This window comes from Alteromonas gracilis, from assembly GCF_036870955.2.
In the GTDB taxonomy this organism is placed as follows: Bacteria; Pseudomonadota; Gammaproteobacteria; order Enterobacterales; family Alteromonadaceae; genus Alteromonas; species Alteromonas gracilis_A.
Genome location: NZ_CP145482.2, coordinates 14,042 through 38,517 on the forward strand (window position 1 = coordinate 14,042; position 24,476 = coordinate 38,517).

Here is a 24,476-nt window from a genome sequence, read left to right on the forward strand (position 1 = left end):
CCCAAGGTTGTGACGCATGTGGAGATTAGTCTAGATGTCGTATTACACCAAAGCAAAATTCTTTACCAGTGCACCTGATATTCGTCACTTAAAGAATGATACCGGAATAGAAGTGGCGTTTGCTGGCCGCTCAAACGCAGGTAAATCAAGCGCGCTAAATACGTTAACGCGCCAGAAGAACTTGGCTCGAACCAGTAAAACGCCGGGCCGAACACAGTTAATTAACGTGTTCGAGCTTAAAGAAGATCTACGTTTGGTAGATTTGCCTGGCTATGGTTTTGCAAAAGTCCCTGTAGCGATGAAGAAAAAGTGGCAGGCGTCGTTAGGAGAGTACCTGCAAAAACGAAAATCACTTAAAGGCCTGGTGGTGCTAATGGATATTCGTCATCCATTTAAAGATCTCGATCAGGACCTTATCCATTGGGCTGTTGACTCAAACATTCCAGTACTTGCACTGCTCACAAAAGCCGACAAACTCAAATCGGGTAAACGCAAAGCGACACTGTTGATGGCCCAAGAAGCGGCGATGGCGTTTATGGGTGATGTGACGGTACAAACTTTTTCATCGTTAAATAAGCATGGCCTACCTGAGCTAGAGCGCGTTCTTGATGCTTGGTTTGGTTTGTCTAAACCTGTGGAAGGTGATGATGAAGAAATCGTCCCTGAAGTATAAGACCTTACCTACTACTTTATCTGTTTCAGATAAAAGAACGCCCCGCGAAGTGCGAGGCGTGAACTGAGAGAAAACACATAAAAACCGAATATATAGAGTAGTGAAAAACAAAGAAGTTCACGAAATAGAAAAATAAATCGATATTAATTTTTAAGTTATTGATTTAAAAAGATTTTGATTTTTATGCAGATATAAAAAAACCCCGACAAAACTGTCGGGGTTAAAGCAAAGGTTTGAAAACAGCTTTCTCACCTCTGTACCCTACAAGCGTAATGGTACAATAAAGCCTAAAAAAGGCAAGGGTAAATTGTAATTTAATTACCAAATTACCCCGTTCGTTTGGCGTAAATTCCGTAAAGCTGTAATCTAATTACTAAATTAGTGTGCTTCGTCCCAGTTTTCACCAACGCCTGCTTCTACCACAAGGGGAACATTCAGTGCCGCTGCACTCTCCATTAGCGTCGTGATGGTAGCAACATGTTCCTCAACTTTGTCTTCTTTTATTTCAAAGACCAATTCATCGTGTACTTGCATCATCATAGTCACATCATCTGATGCGTTTTTAGTGATCCAGTCATCGACCTTTATCATTGCCATTTTGATGATATCTGCTGCAGTACCCTGCATTGGTGCATTTATCGCAGCGCGTTCTGCACCTTTTCGGCGAGCACCATTACTTGCTTTAATATCTGGTAGGTAGAGGCGTCTACCAAATACTGTTTCTACATAGCCTTTCTCTTTGGCGCCCTCACGGGTTGTATCCATGTATTCTAAAACACCAGGATAGCGCTCAAAGTATAAGTCCATATATTTCTGCGCTTCGTTTCTGGGTATGTTTAGTTGCTTGGATAGGCCAAAAGCACTCATTCCGTAAATCAAACCAAAGTTGATTGCTTTAGCACTTCGTCGTTGCTCGGTGGTCACGTCATCTAGAGGTACACCAAACACTTCTGCTGCTGTTGCTTTGTGAATGTCCTTACCATGTGCAAACGCGTCTAGTAGACCTTTGTCACCTGACAAGTGCGCCATAATGCGCAATTCAATTTGTGAATAGTCCGCCGCGACAATTTTGTTGCCTTCACGCGGTACAAACGCTTGACGAACTCGACGACCTTCTTCATTTCGAATAGGGATATTCTGTAAATTAGGATCCGTCGATGATAAACGACCTGTCGCCGTAACTGCTTGATGATAAGAAGTATGTACACGTCCAGTGCGATGGTTAATCATTTTGGGAAGCTTGTCAGTGTAGGTGTTCTTAAGCTTCGTCAAACCGCGATATTCCATGATTTTCTGAGGTAACGAATACTCAAGTGCCAATTCTTGCAACACATCTTCTGATGTCGACGGCGCGCCTTTTGGCGTTTTCTTAATGACTGGCAATGACATCTTTTCAAAAAGAATTTGCTGTAATTGCTTGGTAGAACCTAAGTTGAAAGGCTCGCTTAGCTTCCTCATGTACTTCTTTTTCAAGTTCTGCAATGCGTGTAGCAAGGTCTTGGCTTTGCTGGCGTAACCTCTGACTATCTATGAGCACGCCTTCTTGCTCCATGCGTGACAATACGCAGGCAAGCGGAACTTCCACATCAATAAGTAAACGCTTTAACGGGTCGATATCTTCAAGCTTGCTCCAAATAACCTGATGTAGGCGAAGCGTAATGTCAGCATCTTCCGCTGCATATGGCCCCGCTTCTTCAAGTCCAATTTGATTAAACGTAAGCTGTTTAGCGCCTTTGCCTGCAATTTCTTCAAAATGAATGGTTTTATGACCAAGATAGGCTAGGGCAAGCGAGTCCATATCATGACGCTGTGCAGTGCTATTTAACACATAGCTCTCTAACATAGTGTCAAAACCGATACCGTTTAAGGTAATGTCGTAGTTAGCTAGCACATTTTTATCGTATTTAATGTGTTGGCCAACTTTGATGATCTCGTTTGACTCCAAAATTGGCTTAAGTGCATTAAGTACGAACTCTCGCGACAGCTGTGCGGGTGCATCAGGGTAGTCATGAGCAACCGGAACATACGCTGCTTTTCCTGGCTCAATGCAAAATGAAACACCGACAACCTCAGCATCCATATAGTTTAAGCTTGTTGTCTCGGTATCAAATGCAAAAAGCTCAGCGTTTTTTAGTTGCTCAAGCCACGTGTTGAATGCAGCTTCATCCAATACTGTCTCGTAGTGTGATTTGTCAATTTCTACGGCAACGGTGCTATCGCTATCAGCATCACTTTTCGCTTCGGCCTCGCTGTCTGACGATGCCGTTGCTCCGTCACTACTCAATAAGGCACTTACTTCGCTATGCCAGCGCTTAAACTCATATTCGGCAAACAACTCGCGAAGTTGTTCGTTATCAGCTTGTTGCGGTGTTAGCGTTTCGACATCATAGTCTAGTTCCAGATCGATACTTATCGTCGCGAGCGTGTACGAAAGACGAGCTTGCTCTTCATACTCCTGCATCTTTGCCGCCATGGATTTACTGCCTCTAAAAGACAGGTCGGCAATTTTGTCTAGGTTTTGGTAGATGGCTTCGATACCACCAATGCCGTTCAATAATGCTTGTGCACTTTTATCACCTACGCCCGGTACACCGGGAATATTATCAACCTTGTCACCTTTGAGTGCGAGAAAGTCAATGATCAGTTCAGGTGGAATGCCAAACTTGGTATTTACACCTTCAATATCCATGACTTGGTTCGTCATGGTATTGATCAAGGTCACGTGTTTATTTACCAACTGCGCCATGTCTTTATCGCCTGTGCTAATTAAGGTATCGATCCCTTTAGCGGTAGCGTGGTGGGCTAACGTGCCTATAACGTCATCAGCTTCAACACCAGATTCAACAATAACGGGTAGACCCATCGCGCGAACAATGGCGTGAAGCGGTTCTATTTGGCTTCTTAACTCTTCGGGCATAGGAGGGCGGTTGGCTTTGTACTCTTTGTAAATGTCATCGCGAAAGGTTTTACCCTTTGCATCAAAAATGACCGCCATGTGCGTTGGATTGTATTGCTTGATCAGGCTCTTAAGCATATTTACAACGCCGTAAATAGCGCCCGTGTCCTGACCTTTCGAGTTGGTCAATGGAGGGAGGCCATGAAACGCTCTAAATAAATAGGAAGATCCATCAACAAGAATAAATGGAGGCTTTTTAGAATCAGACATAAACGACGGTTTTCCAATATCAAATATGAGCGCAAGAATGCCACAGCCCATACTAGATCGCCACATTCGAACGTAAGATTAATACAGTACTATGATCGTATTGATATAATGCTATGGGCTGTGGATAACTTTGTGATCTAAAGTGTTGGGTACAGTGATCCGGATGATCTATGTAAAAACAATGATCACCTTTTGAATCAAGAAAAATAAGGGAATGAGACTACGACGTGATAACAGCATACCTGCTACAAACCATTCCTTTTTATGTGGATAACTTGGTGTACGTTTTATTTTGGTTTAACCAAGCTGGTCGAGTAATGTAGCATAACCGTTTACAATATCGTTACGTATTATTAAGAACTTTTTTTGAACAGTTGACTGTTTAATAGCCAATTTTTGAATAAGTAGATGGGACAACGTCTAGGAGGACAATATGAAAAATGTTGCCGTAATTTTAAGTGGTAGCGGCGTTTATGACGGTGCTGAACTACATGAAGCTGTTTTAACCTTGCTAGCAATCGAATTGGAAGGAGCCAAGTACCAATGCTTTGCTCCTGATGTCGAGCAATTGCATGTGATAAACCACCTCACAGGTGAAGTGAGTGAGGGTGAAACAAGAAATGTATTGATTGAGTCTGCACGCATTGCTCGTGGTGACATTAAACCTGTCACGCAATGTAACGTCGATGATTTTGATGTATTAATTTTGCCAGGCGGTTTTGGTGCAGCGAAAAACCTATGTACGTTCGCTGTTGAAGGGGAAAGCTGCAGTTTCAATGAGGCTGTGCTTGATACATGTGTATCGTTTGCTAAAGCCAAAAAGCCCGCAGCATATGCTTGCATTGCACCTGCTTTAGCCGCAAAAGTGTACGGCAACCACGTGAAACTCACTATTGGAAATGACGAAGCAACAGCGCAAGGCTTGAACGCCCTTGGTGCAGAGCACGTTAACTGCGACGTTAACGAAGTCGTCGTAGACAATGAAGTAAAACTTGTGACAACCCCTGCATACATGCTTGCACAAAGTATCACCGAGGCTCATCAAAGTATCAGTAAAATGGTGAAAACAGTATTGTCGATGAAATAGTCCGGCTTTGTCGTTATATTGCAAATTAAAACTGGGGAAACAAGGGTTTCCCCTAGTTCGCTATAGTCCTATAATCGAATATCTATAACCTATCGCCACAAAAATAATAAAGGCATAACCATTTATGCACTACCGTGCCATCATACGAATTTTGGGACTGCTGATTGCACTTTTTAGTGTCACCATGATCCCACCCGCCATTGTGTCGTTAATTTATCAAGACGGTAGTGGTTTGCCTTTTGTGCTTGCTTTTGTGCTTTGCGTGATGGGTGGCATGGCGCTGTGGTATCCCAACCGCCAACAAAAAAATGACCTAAGGGCACGAGAAGGCTTTTTAATTGTTGCGCTTTTTTGGTCAGTACTGGCAAGCGTTGGTGCCATTCCTTTGATTCTACTAGAGCAACCCAGCATGACGGTAACGGATGCTTTCTTTGAATCGTTTTCAGGCTTGACGACCACAGGTGCCACGGTCATTGAAGGTATCGATTTTCTACCACACTCTGTGCAGTTTTATCGCCAGCAACTTCAGTGGCTCGGTGGTATGGGTATCATCGTACTTGCGGTAGCAATCCTACCTATTCTTGGCGTTGGTGGCATGCAGCTTTACCGAGCAGAAACACCAGGCCCGGTTAAAGATAATAAAATGACGCCAAGAATTGCCGATACTGCTAAGCACCTTTGGTATATCTATCTTTCTATTACCATTGCATGCGCTGGCGCCTATTGGTTGGCTGGAATGAACGTGTTTGATGCCATTTGTCATTCGTTTTCTACCGTTGCCATTGGCGGCTTTTCGACACATGACGCCAGCTTGGGTTATTTCAGCAGCCCTATGGTTAATGTTGTGTGTACGGTATTTCTTCTCATTGCTGCACTAAACTTTTCGCTACACTATGCTGCGGTTAGCTCTCGGTCTGTAAGGGGGTACTTTAAGGATCCTGAATTTAAAGCGTTCTTCCTTATTCAAGCGTCACTTATTGGTATTTGCTTTTTGGTATTGACCTTGTCTGGTTACTACAATTCGGCAGAACAAGCGCTAGACCAGGCCATGATCCAAGCAGTATCTATTAGCACAACCGCGGGATTCGCCACGACTGACTTTTCTATTTGGCCCACATTTTTACCTATTATGCTTATTTTCTCGAGCTTCATTGGAGGTTGCGCCAGCTCAACGGGTGGTGGATTGAAGGTGGTACGTGTGTGCCTGCTTTTCCTGCAGGGGAAGCGAGAAGTCGACAGGCTTATACACCCAAAAGCAGTATACAGCGTTAAGTTTGGTGATAGAGCAATGCCAGACAGAGTTGTTGAAGCAGTTTGGGGCTTTTTCTCTGCCTATGCGGTAGTGTTTGTCATCATCATGATAGGTCTTATTGCAACGGGGTTAGATAACTTGAGCGCGTTCACGGCAACGGCCGCAATGCTCAATAACTTAGGCCCGGGCTTAGGAAGCGTAGCAGCTAACTACGCGGACGTTACCGATGCAGGTAAGTGGTTGCTTGTGGCTGCTATGGTGTTTGGTCGACTAGAAGTATTCTCGCTACTCGTGCTCTTCTCGCCGACGTTTTGGCGTAGTTAAGCCTTAGCCAAAGAAGAAAGCGCTGGGCTGGAAGAGTTTTTCAACGTCATTAATGTATTTTTTATCTACCAAAAATAGAATGACATGATCGTTGGCTTCAATTTTCGTGTCGCTGTGGGCAATGATAACCTGATCGTCTCGCACAACAGCGCCAATAGTGGTACCCGGCGGGAGCTTTATATCGCCAATCTGTTTACCCACGACCTTTGACGTATTTTCATCGCCATGCGCAATGGCCTCAATAGCCTCAGCAGCACCGCGGCGCAGTGAATAAACATTAACGATATCGCCGCGACGAACGTGTGTTAGCAGGGCTGAAATAGTGGCTTGTTGCGGAGAAAAAGCAATATCAATTTCACCACCTTGGACTAGATCAACATAAGCACTGCGTTGTATTAGCACCATGGCCTTCTGCGCGCCCATGCGTTTTGCAAGCATGGCCGACATAATATTGGCTTCATCGTCATTGGTTACGGCGATGAATGCATCCACTTGCTCTACATTTTCTTCGCTTAACAATTCTGGATCAGATGCATCACCACTAAACACGATGGTTTTATCAAGGTGAGCAGACAGATATTTAGCGCGTTCTGGGCTGTATTCTATGAGTTTAACATTGTGATTGTGCTCTAGCTTTTTGGCTAGACCTGCACCAATTAACCCGCCCCCAGCAATCATGATGCGTTTGTAGCTAGACTCTAGTTTTTGCAGCTCGCTCATTACCGCGCGAATGTGCTTTGTTGCAGCAATAAAAAAGACCTCGTCGTCCGCTTCGATGACCGTTGTACCAAGAGGGCGAATGGGGCGGCCTCGTCGGTAAATAGCGGCAACGCGTGTTTCAACATTAGGCATGTGGTCTTTTAACGCTGAAAGTGCATGGCCTACCAGTAAACCACCGTAGTAAGCTTTAACGGCTACCAAGCTCGCCTTGCCCTCTGCAAATTCAACCACCTGAAGCGCACCGGGATAGTCAATTAAACGTTTGATGGCCTTCGTTACCAATTGCTCTGGGGCAATAATATGGTCGACGGGAATATCTTGCTGCTTATACAGTTGCTCTTGATAAATAATGTATTGTTCAGAGCGTACCCGAGCAATTTTAGTCGGGGTTTTAAATAAGCTATAAGCAACCTGACAGGCCAGCATGTTGCTTTCATCACTATTGGTAACGGCAATTAGCATATCGGCGTCTTCTGCGCCTGCTTTTCTCAGTACGTCAGGATGAGAGCCAACGCCTGTCACGACCTGAAGGTCAAGCCTGTCTTGCAATGAACGAAGAATTGAAGGGTCCGAATCAATAACCGTGATTTCGTTATTTTCGCCGACCAAGTTTTCCGCTAGCGTGCCGCCAACTTGGCCCGCGCCCAAAATGATGATTTTCATCGTTATTATTTTGCCTTGCTATGTGTTCGCCTACACAACGACTGCGCCCTTTATGATTTCGACTTTACCAGTCTCGCATAATAGAAACCATCCATTTGTTCTTCGCCCGGTAAAATTTGACGGCCGGGTTTCTCAGCGGTCTCCGTCTTACGAAGTGGATGTAATGTCGCATCAGGGGTGTCTTTCAAGAACTGCTGAATTTGTAAGGTGTTCTCTTGAGGCAAAATAGAGCAGGTAGCGTACAGCATTGTGCCACCTGGCTTTAAAAGGCCCCATAATGCATCAAGAATACGACGTTGAAGCTGTGCTAAATTGGCGATATCGCTAGACTTTCTTAACCAGCGAATATCAGGGTGCCGTCTTATAACGCCAGTCGCTGAGCAAGGAGCATCTAACAATATACGGTCGAATAGTTGGTTATCCCACCACAGCGAAGGGGTTGAGGCGTCGCCTTGCTCAATATCAACAACGTGCTTAAGACGTGTCATATTTTCTTCAACACGCTTAAGTCTATCGCTATCTGCATCAAGTGCTAATAAGTACGCTAAATTTGGCGTAAGTTCAGCGATGTGACCTGTCTTTCCGCCAGGCGCCGCACAGCAGTCTAAAATACGCTCGTTAGGTTGTGCTTGTAAGTAATGAGCAGCCAATTGAGCTGCACCGTCTTGTACCGCAAAGTGACCTTTTTCAAATCCAGGCAACGCCGTGATATCTTCACGTTTGGACAAAATAAGGCCGTCTGGGTGTTGCTCGCTCAATGTGTAGCTTACATTGGCTTTATCGAGTGCCGAACAATAATCATCAAATGTAATTTGCTGACGATTAACACGAAGCCAAATAGGTGCCATCGCGTTAGTTGCTGCACGAACTGCATCGGCGTCATTATCGTAGGCACTATCAATGGCTTTATACAGCCATTTAGGTAAGCCACTTTCAATAATGGGGTTATCAATAGATGACTCTGACAGTCCTTCTCGTTCAAAATTACGCAGTACAGCGTTAACAAGCCCTTTTAACCCTGCACCACCAAGATACGAGGCGGCCGCTACGGTTTCGCCTACAGCAGCATGTTGACTCACTCTAGAAAAGTTAATTTGATACAGCCCCAGCAAAATAAGGTGTTCAATTATTTTCTTATTTCCCTTAAGCGGTCTGTCCAACAAAGAACGAAGCCAGTGCTGCAATATGGGCAAACGGCGCATCACGCCCAGTGACATTTCTTGTAACCAAGCATTGTCTCGAGCGTTGTGTCGGCGTTGAACTCGTTCTAGGCATTCTCTTGACGATTTACCGTGCTCTAATATCTGATAAATAACCCACGCGCAGTCTGCGCGCAGGTTTTTCTGTTTAGGAAGAGGGAAGGGTTTCACTCGGCGTTCACTTGTATAAGGTTACGACCTACTTCAAACCACGCTTTACGCGCATTGATAACATCTGCAGCAGGTAACGCTTTTTTACCCGGAATTTGCAAAGAAGTAATACGAAGTGCGCCTTCACCTGTAGCAATGGTTATACCTTCTTTATTCGCATTGATGATAGTGCCGGGCGACGCTGTTTGGTGTTCCGAGCTTTCTAAGCTAATAACATCGGCAGACCACACTTTAATATTGTGTTCGTCTATTTTCATCCATGCTACAGGCCATGGATTAAATGCGCGAATGTTGCGCTCAATCTGCGCAGCGCTATCATTCCAGTCAATTAGCGCTTCTTCTTTTGATAGTTTCTTGGCGTAAGTCGCTAAGCTATCGTCTTGCTTTTGAGGTGAGTAGCTTTCGAAATCATTTAATACGTCTACCAGTGCTGTTGGTCCTAAGCCTGCAAGCTTTTCGTAAAGCGTTGCGCTGGTATCACTATTCTCAATAGGCAGTGTGGCAATGTGAAGCATGTCGCCAGTATCTAAGCCCTCGTCCATTTGCATAATGGTAACGCCTGTCTCGGCGTCTCCCGCCCAAACTGCGCGCTGAATAGGGGCTGCACCTCGCCATTTTGGCAAAATAGAGCCGTGTACATTAATACAGCCAAGCTTAGGCGCCTGAAGTACAGGGGGTGGTAGTAACAGTCCGTATGCCACAACCACCATGATATCTGCCTCTAGGGCTGAAAGAGTTTGCTGTGCCTCAGCAGTTTTAAGTGATTCAGGTTGATAAACCGGAATACCGTTTTCTTCCCCTAGCACCTTTACTGGACTTGCCGTCAGCTTTTTACCGCGTCCTGCCGGGCGGTCAGGTTGAGTGTAAACAGCAATGACTTCATGGTCACTGTCTAACAATGCTGATAAATGCTTAGCAGCAAAATCCGGCGTACCTAAGCAAAATTTACTTTCAATGGAGCTGTCACAACGGTCCTTAGGCTTTGGCGGCTAAACGCGCTTCTTTTTCTAGCTTTTTACGAATGCGCTGACGCTTTAAAGGAGAAAGGTAATCGATAAAAAGCTTACCTTTTAGATGATCGAGTTCGTGCTGAATACAAATCGCAAGTAAGCCTTCAGCATCTAGCTCGAAGGTATCACCGTTTGCATCTAGTGCTTTAACTGTAATGGATTCCGCGCGCTCAACTTTTGCATAGTTGCCCGGTACAGAAAGGCAGCCTTCCTCGCTAATCGTAACGCCATCCTTGCGAATGATTTCTGGGTTGATAAAAACGCGAGGCTCGTTTTGGTCTTCTGATACATCCATAACGACAACCTGAACATGACGATTCACTTGCGTTGCCGCAAGACCGATACCGTTCTCGTCTTTCATGGTTTCAAACATGTCAGACACAAGTTGCTTAATTTCGTCGTTCACTTCTTCTACCGGCTTTGCCACCGTACGAAGACGTTCATCAGGAAAACTTAATACGTCTAAAATTGCCATATCTCGCTTGCTTCACCTTTTCGCTGTATAAATTCATATACGATCTAATTACCAGCACACTTTACAGTGCTTATTAAGTTACTATTCTAACGTATATCACGGGCTTTCGTGCAGTTTTTTCCTGAATGCCTATAACAATACGTATAAATGCCGATATAGTGCTATTGTCTGAAAAAGCAACAATAAATGGCAGTGAATAATTTGCAGGTGGTTAATTTGAAAAAACGATTAAACAAAACATGTCGGATGATAGTGCTGGCCGTTTGTGCGTTATTAGTCATACCTGCAATGGCACTGCAATTAAAGGACAACGCACCGCAAACGTATACGGTAAAAAAAGGCGATACTCTGTGGGGGATCGCAAGTGTCTTTTTAAACGAGCCATGGCTGTGGCCCGAGCTTTGGCGCACCAACACGCAAATAAATAATCCACACCTTATCTATCCTGGCGATGTGATTACCGTTGGTTTTGTAAATGGTGAGCCAGTCCTGAGTGTAACGCGTGATAAACCTTCTTTGGTGCTATCACCCAATACCGATAGGCGAGTAAAGTCGTCGCCAATTGATGTGCTCGACTGGAGTGCAATTGCTCCTTTCATTAAACAGCATACGTTTCTTGACGAAACCAGTTACGATTTGTTGCCAAAAATACTCGGTAACCAAGATGGGAACGTCCGTTTTGCATCTGATGACTACGTATTGGGAGAAAAGCAAATCAGTACTGATAGCCAGTACCGCGTTGTAAGAAAGCAAGATACGATCACAAACCTTCAAGGCGAAATATTGGGTGTACAAGTTACTCATGTCTCTACCGCATCAAGTATTCCTGAAGGCCAAACCGATAATGCAATGTTGTTATTTATTGATGATGCTAATCAGGAAGCGAGACGCGGAGATAAGTTGTTAGAAGGGGGCTTTGACTACCCCGATAACTTAACGCTCAAACCATCAACATCGCAACGTGGGCACGTCGTCGGTGATCTTCACGACCACAACCTACTTGGTAAATACGACGTTGTTATCGTTGATTTGGGCGCCATGGATGTGGAGCCGGGTACCGTGATGGGGCTTTATGTTCAAGGACCGGACATTATCGATGAAACCACTCCGCGCTATGTCAACGAACCGGGCGTAAGCGGCGGTGGCGCATGGTTTAACGATACGGTAATGCAGCCAGCCATGAAAGTGGGTGAGGTGATCATATTCAAAACATTTGATGCGGCTAGCTATGGGTTGATCACTCGCGCCAGTAAAGGGGTAAAACACGGTTTTATCGTTGCAAACCCATAATCACTAAATAAGCATTGCCGCACGATAAGGAGCGGCAGTGCGACCATCATTACTTTCCATTACATCGAATGAATTAGCATGGCTTTTTATGGCCTCGGCACAACGCGTGGCGAGCAAGCATTGGCTAGATGCGCTGTCTGTATCAGGCAATACACCAAAGGACCTGCTAACGCTGTCACATGATGCGCTTCCTGATATCGAAAAACTAAAAAGTGAAATTACGCCAACGCTAGTGGAGCGTGCGCTACTTTGGGAGCGCAGTGACTGCAATCACAAGTTAGTTACGTTCTCATCAAGCGATTATCCCGATGCGCTAAAACAACTCGATAGCCCGCCATTGGTCTTATTTGTTATTGGCAATGTAACGCTACTTACTAATCATCAGATAGCTATTGTCGGAAGCCGCCGAGCAAGTGAACAGGGTAAAAAGATAGCAGAAGAATTCTCGTTAGAACTATCACGTAATGGATTAACGGTAACCAGCGGCCTAGCAATGGGGATAGATAGTGCAGCACACCGAGGAGGCATGGAAGGCGTGGGCAGCACCATTGCGGTTATGGGGACGGGGCCAGATAATGTGTATCCTGCTAAAAACAAGGCGCTGTTATCACAAATAATTGTGGCGGGTGGCGCTATTGTTTCAGAGTTTTTCCCTGGGGTAGGTCCAAGGGCGTGGCATTTCCCGCGACGCAACCGAATTATTGCTGCCATGTGTTTAGGCACGCTGGTTGTTGAGGCAAAAATAAAAAGTGGCACCTTGATAACTGCCAATTTGGCCGCAGATCTAGGAAGAGAGGTATTTGCGGTACCCGGAAGTATTTTCCACGCATACACTCAAGGTTGTCATTGGTTGATCCAGCAGGGCGCCAAATTAGTTACTACAACAAACGAAATCGTTGAAGAAATTGCCATTGCACCTCAACAGCTTGTGTTGAAAGACGTTGGCGATCGAGAAAAAAGTGAAGTTAAGAGCTTGGCAACCGATAAATTATTAGCTAGTGTGGATTATGACATCACCGCTATTGATGTCATAGCCCAACGCAATGCCATTACTGTCGATAAAGCAATGGCGTCATTATTAGAATATGAATTGCGTGGTTTGGTAGCTGCTGTCCCTGGTGGTTACGTTAAATTGAGGGGAAAATAACATGTTCGATATCCTCATGTATCTGTTTGAAAACTTCATACATAGTGAAACTGAGATCCGAGTTGACCAAGATGAGTTAACTGAAGAGCTTGTGCGCGCTGGGTTTCATCACGATGAGATTTACAAAGCCCTCGCCTGGTTAGAGAAACTTGCTGCACTGCAAGAGACCGATATAAAGCCGTACTTTTGTAAGGGCATCAGTACCAGTTTAAGCCGTATCTATACCCACGAAGAGCAAATGCGTCTTGACGTAGAGTGCCGAGGCTTTTTGATGTTTCTCGAGCAAGTCAACGTGTTAGACGCTTCTACGCGCGAAATGGTGATTGACCGCGTCATGGAGATCGATTCAAGCGAGTTTTGTCTTGAAGACCTGAAATGGGTCGTGCTGATGGTGCTGTTCAATGTGCCGGGTAAAGAAAAAGCCTATGCACAAATGGAAGACTTGCTCTTTGAAGAGCCTGATGGTGTGCTGCATTAATCAACACCACGAAGAACTGTTTGTGATAAACTGAGTGCATTGCCTACCAGCAGTGCACTTAAGGGTATTATGTCCAAAATAGACCATTCATTGTTTTCAGCGCATGAGCACGCACTCGATGACAGTGCCGACGATTGTCCTGATTGCGGCAAACCACTACATATTAAAAGCAGCAAAACAGGCCCTTTCATCGGTTGTACTGGCTACCCTCAATGCGGTTTCAGTAAACCACTTCACGATAAACAAACTACACTATTAAAAACGTTAGATGGCGTTGCATGTCCAGAATGTGAGTCTGAATTAGCGATTAAAAAGGGTCGATTTGGCATGTTTATCGGCTGCACCAATTTCCCAGAATGCCATTACATCGCCCCAATAAAGCAGCAAGAAGACACGCTTGTCGACTGCCCGAAATGTCACAAGGGACACTTAATCTCTCGGACAAATAAGTACGGAAAACAGTTTTTTGCATGTAATCGTTATCCCCAATGTCGTTATGTGCTAAATTTCACGCCAGTAAACGAAGCCTGCCCAGACTGCGGGTGGGGAGTGTTGATTGACAAAAAAGGGCAGTTGCAATGCCCGCAACCTTTCTGCGGCTTCAAAAAGTAACCAGCGCGATTATTGAGAAACACCATGTCTGAATTCCACAGCGGAAATGCAAAACCTGCTACATCGAAAGATGAGCGCGATAATGATCCTATTGTCAGGGCGTTTCATGAAGGTAAGTTGTTGGTTTATCCCACGGAAGCTGTCATGGGGATTGGCTGTGATCCAGACAATGAAGAAGCGGTAAACGCGTTGCTGAAGATTAAGCAACGCTCAGTGAAAAAGGGCGTTATTTTAATCGCAGCAAATTACAGTCAACTGCTACCTTATGTAGATGACAATGCGATAAGACCTGACAGACGTACTGACATTTTTTCGAGCTGGCCTGGGCCCAACACATGGCTCTTGCCTAAATCAGCCGCTGCGGCTCAATGGGTTACCGGGCAGCATGACAAAATTGCGGTACGTGTTACCAATCACCCTGTTGTGGTAGAACTATGTAACAAGTTAGGTAAGCCGTTGGTGTCTACCAGTGCAAATCTTACGGGGCATCCCCCAACTAAAACTATTAACGAAGCCAAAGCTGTGTTTGCTGACTCAGTGACGTATGTAGAGGGTGAAGTAGGAAATGCTACCAAGCCAAGCGTAATACGAGATGGCGACAGTGCAGAGGTAATACGCGCATGATGTCACAAGAACTACTAGATGGAAAAAACGCCGCAGACGTTATTGAGCAAGTAAAAACTTATCTACTTAATTTACAGGACACCATTTGCCAGACGTTAGAACTTGCTGACGGAAAAGGCCAATTTGTTGAAGACAGCTGGCAGCGTGAAGAGGGAGGCGGTGGCCGCTCTCGGGTGCTGAAAAATGGTGCTGTTATTGAGCAAGGTGGGGTGAATTTCTCGCACGTATTTGGTAGCCAAATGCCTGCGTCAGCGACGGCTAACCGACCGGAGTTAGCAGGCCGTAATTTCCAAGCTATGGGCGTATCCCTCGTTATCCATCCCCATAATCCTTATATCCCCACATCACATGCAAACGTGCGCTTCTTTATTGCAGAAAAAGAGGGCGAAGCCCCTATTTGGTGGTTTGGTGGTGGTTTTGACTTAACGCCTTTCTACCCGTTTAAAGAAGATGTTGTTCATTGGCATGATACAGCTAAAAAGCTATGCAAACCTTTTGGCGAAGAAGTGTATCCAAAATATAAGAAATGGTGTGACGATTACTTCTATCTCAAGCATCGCAATGAAACGCGAGGCGTGGGTGGCCTTTTCTTTGACGACCTTAATGAATGGGGATTTGAACAATCGTTTGCGTTTATGCAGGCAGTGGGTAATGGCTACATCGACGCTTATGTACCCATTGTTGAGCGTCGTAAGCAAACCGCTTACGGTGAGCGCGAGCGTGATTTTCAGCTATATCGCCGCGGTCGTTATGTTGAATTCAACTTGGTATTCGACAGAGGTACCTTATTTGGGCTGCAAACAGGCGGGCGAACCGAATCGATTTTGATGTCTATGCCGCCTCTGGCTAGATGGGAGTATTGTTATACACCAGCACCGGGAAGTGCAGAAGCCAAATTGGTAGACTGGCTTAAACCCACACAGTGGTAGTCTTTAGCATTATCTACTGATGACTTATACCTAACATAACGCCGTGTCTTGCATGATACGGCGTTTCTTTTTGATCTACATCAACTCGTATTAGTGCCACCGTTTCAGTTACTTATGAAGCTTGCGCTGGATCAATATATTACTTCTTCAAACGCGTACAGTGGCGTCATCTTAATTAAACACACGAGAGACACATCATGCGTAAACACACTCTTTCTGCAATTTGCCTTACACTCGCTGCACTTTCTCCACTAGCTAGCGCTCACCAGGAAGGTGACTGGATTGTGCGCGGTGGCTTAACCACAGTGGCTCCAGATGAGTCATCATCTAACATTATCGTTTATGGTACCGACCTTGGTGTTGCACTCACAGTTGATAACAATACGCAACTAGGTATTAACGTTGCCTACTTTGTTACTAACAACATCAATATTGAGTTATTAGCGGCTACACCGTTTAAACACGATGTTAATTTCTCTGTGTCTGACCCACTAGGAACCTAGTAACCAACTAGGCGAAGTAACACACTTGCCACCTTCTCTTACTGCAAACTATTACTTCAACGACGCGAGCTCTGCTTTTCAGCCTTATATCGGTGCTGGTATCAACTACACAATCTTCTTTGATGAAGAGTTCACTAGTGCGAATGCTGGTGCGGGCCTAAGCGACTTGTCGCTAGACAACTCTTTTGGACTTACAGCACAAGTTGGTATGGACTATATCGTAGATAAAAAATGGCATGTGAATGCATCTGTACGTTTTATTGATATCGATACCGACGCTACATTCAAAGTGGGTGAAGCAGATGGTGTAGTGAGCGATATTGAAATCGACCCTTGGGTTTACACTATTTCAGTAGGCTATACATTCTAGTACCTAATTGCACTACTTATGCGCGATAAAGAGCGTGGACAGTAACAGGGGACTTGCGCGCCAAGAGAGTAATCTCGACAGCGCGCTTTTTTATTTGCTATTTATCATATGCTCTGCAAGTTGATCGAGCGCTTGCAGCAATTGTTGAGCAAGTGCCATATCGTCGACGGTCTGAAACATCGCTTTGCGCATACAATACATCCACTGATCTTTAAGCACAGGTGTAACAGTAAAGGGTAAGTGTCTGGCACGAAGGCGCGGATGGCCAAACTGTTGCTGAAAGTCATCGGGACCGCCTAACCATAGGCTTAAATACAAAAAGAATACGTGTCGAATTCTGTCGAGTGGTTGTGGATGTATGGCCAATAGCTCTTTAGCCATAGGGTCGTTTTCCATAATGTCATAGAACGTATTGGAAAGTGCTCTTACTTTCTCTTCTCCACCTATACGGTAATATGGTGTACTCTTTTTAACATCTTCGCTTTTCTGTTTTGTTTTAAATAAGTCTCGTATTCCCATGAAAAAATTCGCTGTATTCGGAAATCCTATAGCTCAGAGTTTATCACCAACTATCCATCAAATGTTTGCACAACAGGTAGGCGAAGAGATTTCTTATGAAAAAATTCTGGCACCTGAAGATGGTTTTGTCGACGCAGCGTCAGCATTTCTAGCTCAAGATGCTGCAATAGGATGCAATGTTACTATGCCGTTCAAATTAGACGCCTATAACTTTGCTCAGGTAGAAGACGCTGCCGCGAATGATGCAAAGGCCGTAAATACGCTGATGAAGACAGCGGACGGAAAGGTCAATGGTTTTAATACCGACGGTATTGGTTTAGTGAATGATTTATTGAATAACGGTGTAGCACTAAAAGATAAACACGTTTTACTGTTAGGTGCTGGTGGTGCGGCACGAGGAGTTGTTTCTCCGTTATTTGTGGCTGGTATCGCGAAACTTACTATTGCTAATAGAACGCTAAGCCGTGCAGAGCAGGTGGCCAGTGAAAGTCAGTACAATGAAATAGCGGTAATGACGCTTGACGACGTAGCGTCGATAACACCACACGTAATCATTAATTCTACTGCAGCAAGTTTAAACGGCGAACTTCCATGCAACATAAATGCGGCGTCCTTAAGTAAGTGTGAAGCGGTGTATGACATGGTTTATAAAAATTCACCAACACCTTTTATGCAAGAAGCAATAAAATTGGGGGTAGCGCAAAGTCTAGATGGGTTAGGTATGTTAGTTGAACAAGCCGCAGCAGCATTTACCATCTGGACAGGCAAAAAACCAAATACTGCCCAGGTAGTAGATAAAGTAAGAGAACTGATAAAGCGCTAGTGGCACGGTTCTTTGGTCGGGACATAGCCCAGCCGCGCCACTAATTAAACACTTTTATAGACAAATAGCGTTTTGAATGTAGAGGATTAGGCGTCTTCTAAATATTCGTCTTTTAAATTAACGTAATTAATTGCTGACTGTTTTAGAAAGGCCATTTCGCTTTCTTTTAGAGGACGTTTCTTTTGCATTGGGTTACCTACATAAAGGTATCCGCTTTCAAGACGCTTATTGGGAGGGACTAATGTGCCAGCACCGATGAACACATCATCTTCTACAATAACGCCGTCCATAATAATAGCACCCATACCTACCAGTATCCGACTGCCAAGCTCACAACCGTGCAGCATGCACTTATGACCTACCGTCACATCTTCACCAATAATTAATGGAAAGCCCTCAGGGTTTTGTGCTGATTTGCGAGTAACGTGTAGCACACTACCGTCTTGTACATTACTACGGGCACCTATTCTGATTTTGTTTACATCGCCCCTTGCCGCAACAAGTGGCCAAATACTTGCGTCATCACCTAATACTACATCGCCTGCAATAACAGCTGACGGGTCGACATAGCAGTTAGCACCAAGAGATGGGGTTATAGATTTGTAGGTACGTAGGGTCAAAGTATGATTCCTTTTCTACTGATACTTAATTAGTTCTACTATTTTAGGTATCAAATAATGAATGAGTAATAGTAATGACAACTACTTTACCACGCTAATTAGGTTATTTAAGAATACGGGTGTACTTAATCTCTATATGTTTATTACAAGCAAAGGGGAGCATGATTAGGTAGTAACAAATAGCGTAGATCACTAGAAGGTCCACTGTGAAACGACAAAATAGTGTGTTTGCTGAGCGAAGTGGGGCTTTATTGAGCAAACAAACGCAATATGACACTTTTTTTAAAATAAGTGTTGACGTGGGCGCTCAATTCCCTAAAATGCGCATCCGCTTCGGGGGGAAAGCAAAACAGCAAGCCTCTTAAAGTAAGTCTCTACTACCTGCATAGGCCAGTAAAGACGGGAGTTTAGAAGAAACGCTTCAGAAAATAAATTTTCAAAAAGTGTTGACAACGAAAACTTCCAGCGTATAATGCGCACCTCACTCGAACAGGGTGAGTCACGAAGAAGCAAAGCTTCTAGTGAATGTTCTTTAAAAATTTAGACAAGACAATCTGTGTGGGCACTCGTTAAGAGTGTCACAACGACGATTCATATTTCGATATATTTAATTGAAGAGTTTGATCATGGCTCAGATTGAACGCTGGCGGCAGGCCTAACACATGCAAGTCGAACGGTAACAGGATTAGCTTGCTAATCGCTGACGAGTGGCGGACGGGTGAGTAATGCTTGGGAACTTGCCTTTGCGAGGGGGATAACAGTTGGAAACGACTGCTAATACCGCATAATGTCTTCGGACCAAACGGGGCTTAGGCTCCGGCGCAAAGAGAGGCCCAAGTGAGATTAGCTAGTTGGTAAGGTAAAGGCTTACCAAGGCGACGATCTCTAGCTGTTCTGAGAGGAAGATCAGCCACACTGGGACTGAGACACGGCCCAGACTCCTACGGGAGGCAGCAGTGGGGAATATTGCACAATGGGGGAAACCCTGATGCAGCCATGCCGCGTGTGTGAAGAAGGCCTTCGGGTTGTAAAGCACTTTCAGTTGTGAGGAAAAGTTAGTAGTTAATACCTGCTAGCCGTGACGTTAACAACAGAAGAAGCACTAGCTAACTCCGTGCCAGCAGCCGCGGTAATACGGAGGGTGCGAGCGTTAATCGGAATTACTGGGCGTAAAGCGCACGCAGGCGGTTTGTTAAGCTAGATGTGAAAGCCCCGGGCTCAACCTGGGATGGTCATTTAGAACTGGCAGACTAGAGTCTTGGAGAGGGGAGTGGAATTCCAGGTGTAGCGGTGAAATGCGTAGATATCTGGAGGAACATCAGTGGCGAAGGCGACTCCCTGGCCAAAGACTGACGCTCATGTGCGAAAGTGTGGGTAGCGAACAGGATTAGATACCCTGGTAGTCCACACCGTAAACGCTGTCTACTAGCTGTTTGTGACTTTAAGTCGTGAGTAGCGAAGCTAACGCGCTAAGTAGACCGCCTGGGGAGTACGGCCGCAAGGTTAAAACTCAAATGAATTGACGGGGGCCCGCACAAGCGGTGGAGCATGTGGTTTAATTCGATGCAACGCGAAGAACCTTACCTACACTTGACATGCAGAGAACTTTCTAGAGATAGATTGGTGCCTTCGGGAACTCTGACACAGGTGCTGCATGGCTGTCGTCAGCTCGTGTCGTGAGATGTTGGGTTAAGTCCCGCAACGAGCGCAACCCTTGTCCTTAGTTGCCAGCATTAAGTTGGGCACTCTAAGGAGACTGCTGGTGACAAACCGGAGGAAGGTGGGGACGACGTCAAGTCATCATGGCCCTTACGTGTAGGGCTACACACGTGCTACAATGGCATTTACAGAGGGAAGCGAGACAGTGATGTGGAGCGGACCCCTTAAAGAATGTCGTAGTCCGGATTGGAGTCTGCAACTCGACTCCATGAAGTCGGAATCGCTAGTAATCGCAGGTCAGAATACTGCGGTGAATACGTTCCCGGGCCTTGTACACACCGCCCGTCACACCATGGGAGTGGGATGCAAAAGAAGTAGTTAGTCTAACCTTCGGGAGGACGATTACCACTTTGTGTTTCATGACTGGGGTGAAGTCGTAACAAGGTAACCCTAGGGGAACCTGGGGTTGGATCACCTCCTTACCATTACGTCGATAGACGCCTTGATGCAGTGCCTACACAGATTGTTTTGTTTATTTATAAAGACTCGCTTCGCGAGTGTCGCGTAAAAGCGCTTAACCGCAAAATGTGATTTTGCTGACGCTTTTACTGCTCGCTAAAGAAGTGCTATGTAGATGTTTCTGCATAGAATGCTAATTAATGATCGCATCATTGATTAGTGTTTTACGAAACACTTATGTTCTTTAACAATTTGGAAAGCTGATATTAATAGTAATCAATCAAAATTGAGTAACTGAGAAATCGAAAGATGACTTTTTACTCTACTTGACTGAATTGCTTGTTATCAATCGATGATTTGATAACAAGGCAATTCTTCCGATTAGCTTGTCATTCATGCGACATAACTCAGGCAGAAGTCAAAAGGCTGTTTGGGGTTGTATGGTTAAGTGACGAAGCGTATACGGTGGATGCCTTGGCAGTTAGAGGCGATGAAGGACGTGTAAGTCTGCGAAAAGCTGTGGTGAGCCGACAAAATGCATTTGAGCCACAGATGTCCGAATGGGGAAACCCACCTATTTATAGGTATCGTTACATGAATACATAGTGTAACGAGGCGAACGAGGGGAACTGAAACATCTAAGTACCCTTAGGAAAAGAAATCAACCGAGATTCCCCTAGTAGCGGCGAGCGAACGGGGAGCAGCCCTTAAGCTGTTTAGAATTTAGTGGAATCCTTTGGGAAGAGGAGCGATACAGGGTGATAGCCCCGTACACGACGAGTTCTTTACAGTGAAATCGAGTAGGTCGGGACACGTGTTATCTTGACTGAATATGGGGGGACCATCCTCCAAGGCTAAATACTCCTAACTGACCGATAGTGAACCAGTACCGTGAGGGAAAGGCGAAAAGAACCCCTGTGAGGGGAGTGAAATAGAACCTGAAACCGTATACGTACAAGCAGTGGGAGCCCTTCGGGGTGACTGCGTACCTTTTGTATAATGGGTCAGCGACTTATATTTAGTAGCAAGGTTAAGTGAATAACGGAGCCGTAGCGAAAGCGAGTGTTAACTGCGCGTTTAGTTGCTAGGTATAGACCCGAAACCCGGTGATCTAGCCATGGGCAGGTTGAAGGTTGAGTAACATCAACTGGAGGACCGAACCCACTAACGTTGAAAAGTTAGGGGATGACCTGTGGCTGGGGGTGAAAGGCCAATCAAACCGGGAGATAGCTGGTTCTCCCCGAAATCTATTTAGGTAGAGCCTCGGACGAATTCCATTGGGGGTAGAGCACTGTTAAGGCTAGGGGGTCATCCCGACTTACCAACCCTTTGCAAACTCCGAATACCAATGAGAACTATCCGGGAGACACACGGCGGGTGCTAACGTCCGTCGTGGAGAGGGAAACAACCCAGACCGCCAGCTAAGGTCCCAAAATATTGCTAAGTGGGAAACGATGTGGGAAGGCATAGACAGCTAGGAGGTTGGCTTAGAAGCAGCCACCCTTTAAAGAAAGCGTAATAGCTCACTAGTCGAGTCGGCCTGCGCGGAAGATGTAACGGGGCTAAGCAATATACCGAAGCTGCGGCAGCATGTTTACATGCTGGGTAGGGGAGCGTTGTGTAAGTGGATGAAGGTGAGTTGTAAAGCTTGCTGGACATATCACAAGTGCGAATGCTGACATGAGTAACGATAATGGGAGTGAAAAACTCCCACGCCGGAAGACCAAGGTTTCCTGTCCCATGCTAATCAGGGCAGGGTAAGTCGGCCCCTAAGGCGAGGCAGAAATGCGTAGTCGATGGGAAACGGGTTAATATTCCCGTACTTATATAATCAGTGATGGAGGGACGGAGAAGGCTAGGCAAGCTTGGCGTTGGTTGTCCAAGTGAAAGCGAGTAGGCCGAGAACTTAGGTAAATCCGGGTTCTTAAAGCTGAGACGCGAGACGAGCCACCAAGGTGGTGAAGTTGTTGATGCCCTGCTTCCAGGAAAAGCTTCTAAACTTATGATTATATGAACCGTACCCCAAACCGACACAGGTGGTCAGGTAGAGAATACTAAGGCGCTTGAGAGAACTCGGGTGAAGGAACTCGGCAAAATTGTACCGTAACTTCGGGAGAAGGTACGCCCCTGTTTGTGAACACTTTACGTGGTAAGCAGATGGGGGCCGCAGTGACCAGGTGGCTGGGACTGTTTATTAAAAACACAGCACTCTGCAAACTCGTAAGAGGACGTATAGGGTGTGACACCTGCCCGGTGCCGGAAGGTTAATTGATGGGGTTAGCGTAAGCGAAGCTCTTGATCGAAGCCCCGGTAAACGGCGGCCGTAACTATAACGGTCCTAAGGTAGCGAAATTCCTTGTCGGGTAAGTTCCGACCTGCACGAATGGTGTAACCATGGCCACGCTGTCTCCACCCGAGACTCAGTGAAATTGAAATCGCAGTGAAGATGCTGTGTACCCGCACCTAGACGGAAAGACCCCGTGAACCTTTACTACAGCTTGGCACTGAACATTGAACCTACATGTGTAGGATAGGTGGGAGGCTTTGAAGCACAGTCGCTAGATTGTGTGGAGCCGTCCTTGAAATACCACCCTTGTATGTTTGATGTTCTAACATAGGTCCCTAATCGGGATTGTGGACAGTGTCTGGTGGGTAGTTTGACTGGGGCGGTCTCCTCCCAAATAGTAACGGAGGAGCACGAAGGTTAGCTAATCACGGTCGGACATCGTGAGGTTAGTGCAATGGCATAAGCTAGCTTAACTGCGAGACAGACACGTCGAGCAGGTACGAAAGTAGGTCATAGTGATCCGGTGGTTCTGTATGGAAGGGCCATCGCTCAACGGATAAAAGGTACTCCGGGGATAACAGGCTGATACCGCCCAAGAGTTCATATCGACGGCGGTGTTTGGCACCTCGATGTCGGCTCATCACATCCTGGGGCTGAAGTCGGTCCCAAGGGTATGGCTGTTCGCCATTTAAAGTGGTACGCGAGCTGGGTTTAGAACGTCGTGAGACAGTTCGGTCCCTATCTGGTGTGGGCGTTGGATGATTGATGGGAGCTGCTCCTAGTACGAGAGGACCGGAGTGGACGAACCGCTGGTGTTCGGGTTGTCATGCCAATGGCATTGCCCGGTAGCTATGTTCGGAACGGATAACCGCTGAAAGCATCTAAGCGGGAAGTAAGCCCAAAGATGAGTCATCCCTGAACTTTAAGTTCTGGAAGGGTTGTTATAGACGATGACGTTGATAGGCAGGGTGTGGAAGCGTTGTAAGGCGTTAAGCTAACCTGTACTAATTGCCCGAGAGGCTTAACCATACAACGCCCAAAAAGCTTTAGGCTTTTGAGTGTTGTAGACAAGCTAAAGTAAGTAGAGTGAAAAGTAGTTACTCACTGATTGAATTAATATTATCTTTCCCAAATTGTTACCAGTTTTTCCTGGCAGCCATAGCGATACGGTACCACCTGACCCCATTCCGAACTCAGAAGTGAAACGTATTAGCGCCGATGGTAGTGTGGGGCTTCCCCATGTGAGAGTAGGACACTGCCAGGTCCTAATTCTAAAACAAAGAACCCAGCGAAAGCTGGGTTTTTTGCTTTAAGGACTAGCACTAACGTGCTACTCCCGCGGTCAGCCATCCCGAAGGGGGCTTCCATGGTCTCGCAGAGCTCGACCGTTCATCACTTGCCGCATGCCATTAGGCA

17 protein-coding genes, 3 rRNA genes and 2 pseudogenes are annotated in these 24,476 nt (G+C 45.7%); 14 read left to right on the top strand and 8 right to left on the bottom strand.

The features are described from left to right. Window positions 1–34 precede the first annotated feature (34 nt). Window positions 35–673 carry a ribosome biogenesis GTP-binding protein YihA/YsxC gene (yihA, locus tag V6N89_RS00085; protein ID WP_338519578.1) on the top strand — a complete coding sequence of 213 codons (639 nt, stop codon included), beginning with the start codon at window positions 35–37 and terminating at the stop codon, window positions 671–673. A gap of 378 nt (window positions 674–1,051) precedes the next feature. On the opposite strand, the gene V6N89_RS21630 is transcribed toward yihA, so the two are convergent. Both V6N89_RS21630 and V6N89_RS21635 read right to left on the bottom strand, forming a co-directional pair. Beyond that, window positions 1,052–2,131 (bottom strand): DNA polymerase, encoded by a 1,080-nt coding sequence (locus tag V6N89_RS21630; RefSeq protein ID WP_431189751.1) that lies wholly within the window; start codon window positions 2,129–2,131, stop codon window positions 1,052–1,054. Then, complete coding sequence (locus V6N89_RS21635; RefSeq protein WP_431189752.1) at window positions 2,067–3,839, bottom strand: 5'-3' exonuclease H3TH domain-containing protein; 1,773 nt, start codon at window positions 3,837–3,839, stop codon at window positions 2,067–2,069. Before V6N89_RS21635 ends, V6N89_RS21630 begins: the two co-directional genes overlap by 65 nt. A 433-nt stretch (window positions 3,840–4,272) precedes the next feature. Here V6N89_RS21635 and elbB point away from each other — a divergent pair, with 433 nt between their 5' ends. Continuing rightward, window positions 4,273–4,926 (top strand): isoprenoid biosynthesis glyoxalase ElbB, encoded by a 654-nt coding sequence (gene elbB, locus V6N89_RS00095; protein ID WP_338519580.1) that lies wholly within the window; start codon window positions 4,273–4,275, stop codon window positions 4,924–4,926. 124 nt (window positions 4,927–5,050) lie between these two features. Then, complete coding sequence (locus V6N89_RS00100; RefSeq protein WP_338519582.1) at window positions 5,051–6,502, top strand: TrkH family potassium uptake protein; 1,452 nt, start codon at window positions 5,051–5,053, stop codon at window positions 6,500–6,502. Window positions 6,503–6,505: 3 nt separating this feature from the next. Here V6N89_RS00100 and trkA read toward each other — a convergent pair whose 3' ends face one another. The 4 genes and pseudogenes from trkA to def all read right to left on the bottom strand — a co-directional run bounded on the left by trkA (window position 6,506) and on the right by def (window position 10,740). Continuing rightward, a complete protein-coding gene (gene trkA, locus V6N89_RS00105; RefSeq protein ID WP_338519584.1) occupies window positions 6,506–7,885 on the bottom strand; it encodes a Trk system potassium transporter TrkA in 1,380 nt (459 codons plus the stop codon). Window positions 7,886–7,935: 50 nt separating this feature from the next. Next, window positions 7,936–9,255 (bottom strand): 16S rRNA (cytosine(967)-C(5))-methyltransferase RsmB, encoded by a 1,320-nt coding sequence (gene rsmB, locus V6N89_RS00110; protein WP_338519586.1) that lies wholly within the window; start codon window positions 9,253–9,255, stop codon window positions 7,936–7,938. Beyond that, a pseudogene (gene fmt / locus V6N89_RS00115) lies at window positions 9,252–10,222 on the bottom strand (methionyl-tRNA formyltransferase). Before fmt ends, rsmB begins: the two are co-directional and overlap by 4 nt. Before the next feature lie 8 nt (window positions 10,223–10,230). Further along, window positions 10,231–10,740, bottom strand: a complete 510-nt coding sequence (gene def, locus V6N89_RS00120; protein WP_338519588.1) for a peptide deformylase — start codon at window positions 10,738–10,740, stop codon at window positions 10,231–10,233. A gap of 207 nt (window positions 10,741–10,947) precedes the next feature. On the opposite strand from def, the gene V6N89_RS00125 reads away from it, so the two are divergent. The 7 genes and pseudogenes from V6N89_RS00125 to V6N89_RS00155 all read left to right on the top strand — a co-directional run bounded on the left by V6N89_RS00125 (window position 10,948) and on the right by V6N89_RS00155 (window position 16,693). Beyond that, window positions 10,948–12,030: a LysM peptidoglycan-binding domain-containing protein gene (locus V6N89_RS00125; RefSeq protein WP_338520189.1), complete on the top strand. Its 1,083-nt coding sequence runs from the start codon at window positions 10,948–10,950 to the stop codon at window positions 12,028–12,030. A gap of 37 nt (window positions 12,031–12,067) precedes the next feature. Further along, window positions 12,068–13,177, top strand: a complete 1,110-nt coding sequence (gene dprA / locus V6N89_RS00130; RefSeq protein WP_338519590.1) for a DNA-processing protein DprA — start codon at window positions 12,068–12,070, stop codon at window positions 13,175–13,177. A 1-nt stretch (window position 13,178) separates the two neighbouring features. After that, the gene (locus V6N89_RS00135; RefSeq protein WP_025257120.1) at window positions 13,179–13,655 is read left to right on the top strand and encodes a DUF494 family protein; all 477 of its coding nucleotides are present in this window, start codon (window positions 13,179–13,181) and stop codon (window positions 13,653–13,655) included. Between the two features lie 69 nt (window positions 13,656–13,724). After that, a complete protein-coding gene (locus V6N89_RS00140) occupies window positions 13,725–14,267 on the top strand; it encodes a DNA topoisomerase family protein (protein ID WP_346993244.1) in 543 nt (180 codons plus the stop codon). A gap of 24 nt (window positions 14,268–14,291) precedes the next feature. Then, entirely contained in the window at window positions 14,292–14,891 is a 600-nt protein-coding gene (locus tag V6N89_RS00145) for a Sua5/YciO/YrdC/YwlC family protein (RefSeq protein ID WP_338519593.1), read from the top strand. Next, window positions 14,888–15,820 (top strand): oxygen-dependent coproporphyrinogen oxidase, encoded by a 933-nt coding sequence (gene hemF, locus V6N89_RS00150; RefSeq protein ID WP_346993245.1) that lies wholly within the window; start codon window positions 14,888–14,890, stop codon window positions 15,818–15,820. The genes V6N89_RS00145 and hemF overlap by 4 nt, the downstream gene beginning before the upstream one ends. A gap of 197 nt (window positions 15,821–16,017) precedes the next feature. Beyond that, window positions 16,018–16,693: pseudogene (locus tag V6N89_RS00155) on the top strand (OmpW family outer membrane protein). A gap of 90 nt (window positions 16,694–16,783) precedes the next feature. Here V6N89_RS00155 and V6N89_RS00160 read toward each other — a convergent pair. Then, entirely contained in the window at window positions 16,784–17,212 is a 429-nt protein-coding gene (locus V6N89_RS00160) for a group II truncated hemoglobin (protein WP_338519595.1), read from the bottom strand. Here V6N89_RS00160 and aroE point away from each other — a divergent pair. Next, window positions 17,211–18,035, top strand: coding sequence for a shikimate dehydrogenase (gene aroE / locus V6N89_RS00165; RefSeq protein WP_338519596.1), 825 nt, complete (start codon window positions 17,211–17,213; stop codon window positions 18,033–18,035). The two genes, V6N89_RS00160 and aroE, sit on opposite strands and share 2 nt — an antisense overlap. A gap of 86 nt (window positions 18,036–18,121) precedes the next feature. Here aroE and V6N89_RS00170 read toward each other — a convergent pair whose 3' ends face one another. Then, the gene (locus tag V6N89_RS00170; RefSeq protein WP_202263054.1) at window positions 18,122–18,655 is read right to left on the bottom strand and encodes a gamma carbonic anhydrase family protein; all 534 of its coding nucleotides are present in this window, start codon (window positions 18,653–18,655) and stop codon (window positions 18,122–18,124) included. Window positions 18,656–19,263: 608 nt separating this feature from the next. Between V6N89_RS00170 and V6N89_RS00175 the strand changes: the two genes are divergently transcribed. From V6N89_RS00175 to rrf, 3 genes are all read left to right on the top strand, one after another. Continuing rightward, window positions 19,264–20,796 (top strand): 16S ribosomal RNA (locus V6N89_RS00175). A gap of 419 nt (window positions 20,797–21,215) precedes the next feature. After that, window positions 21,216–24,089, top strand: a 23S ribosomal RNA gene (locus V6N89_RS00180). 119 nt (window positions 24,090–24,208) lie between these two features. Further along, window positions 24,209–24,324 (top strand): 5S ribosomal RNA (rrf, locus tag V6N89_RS00185). The 16S, 23S and 5S rRNA genes sit together here, the layout of an rRNA operon. The last annotated feature ends 152 nt before the right edge of the window (window positions 24,325–24,476 follow it).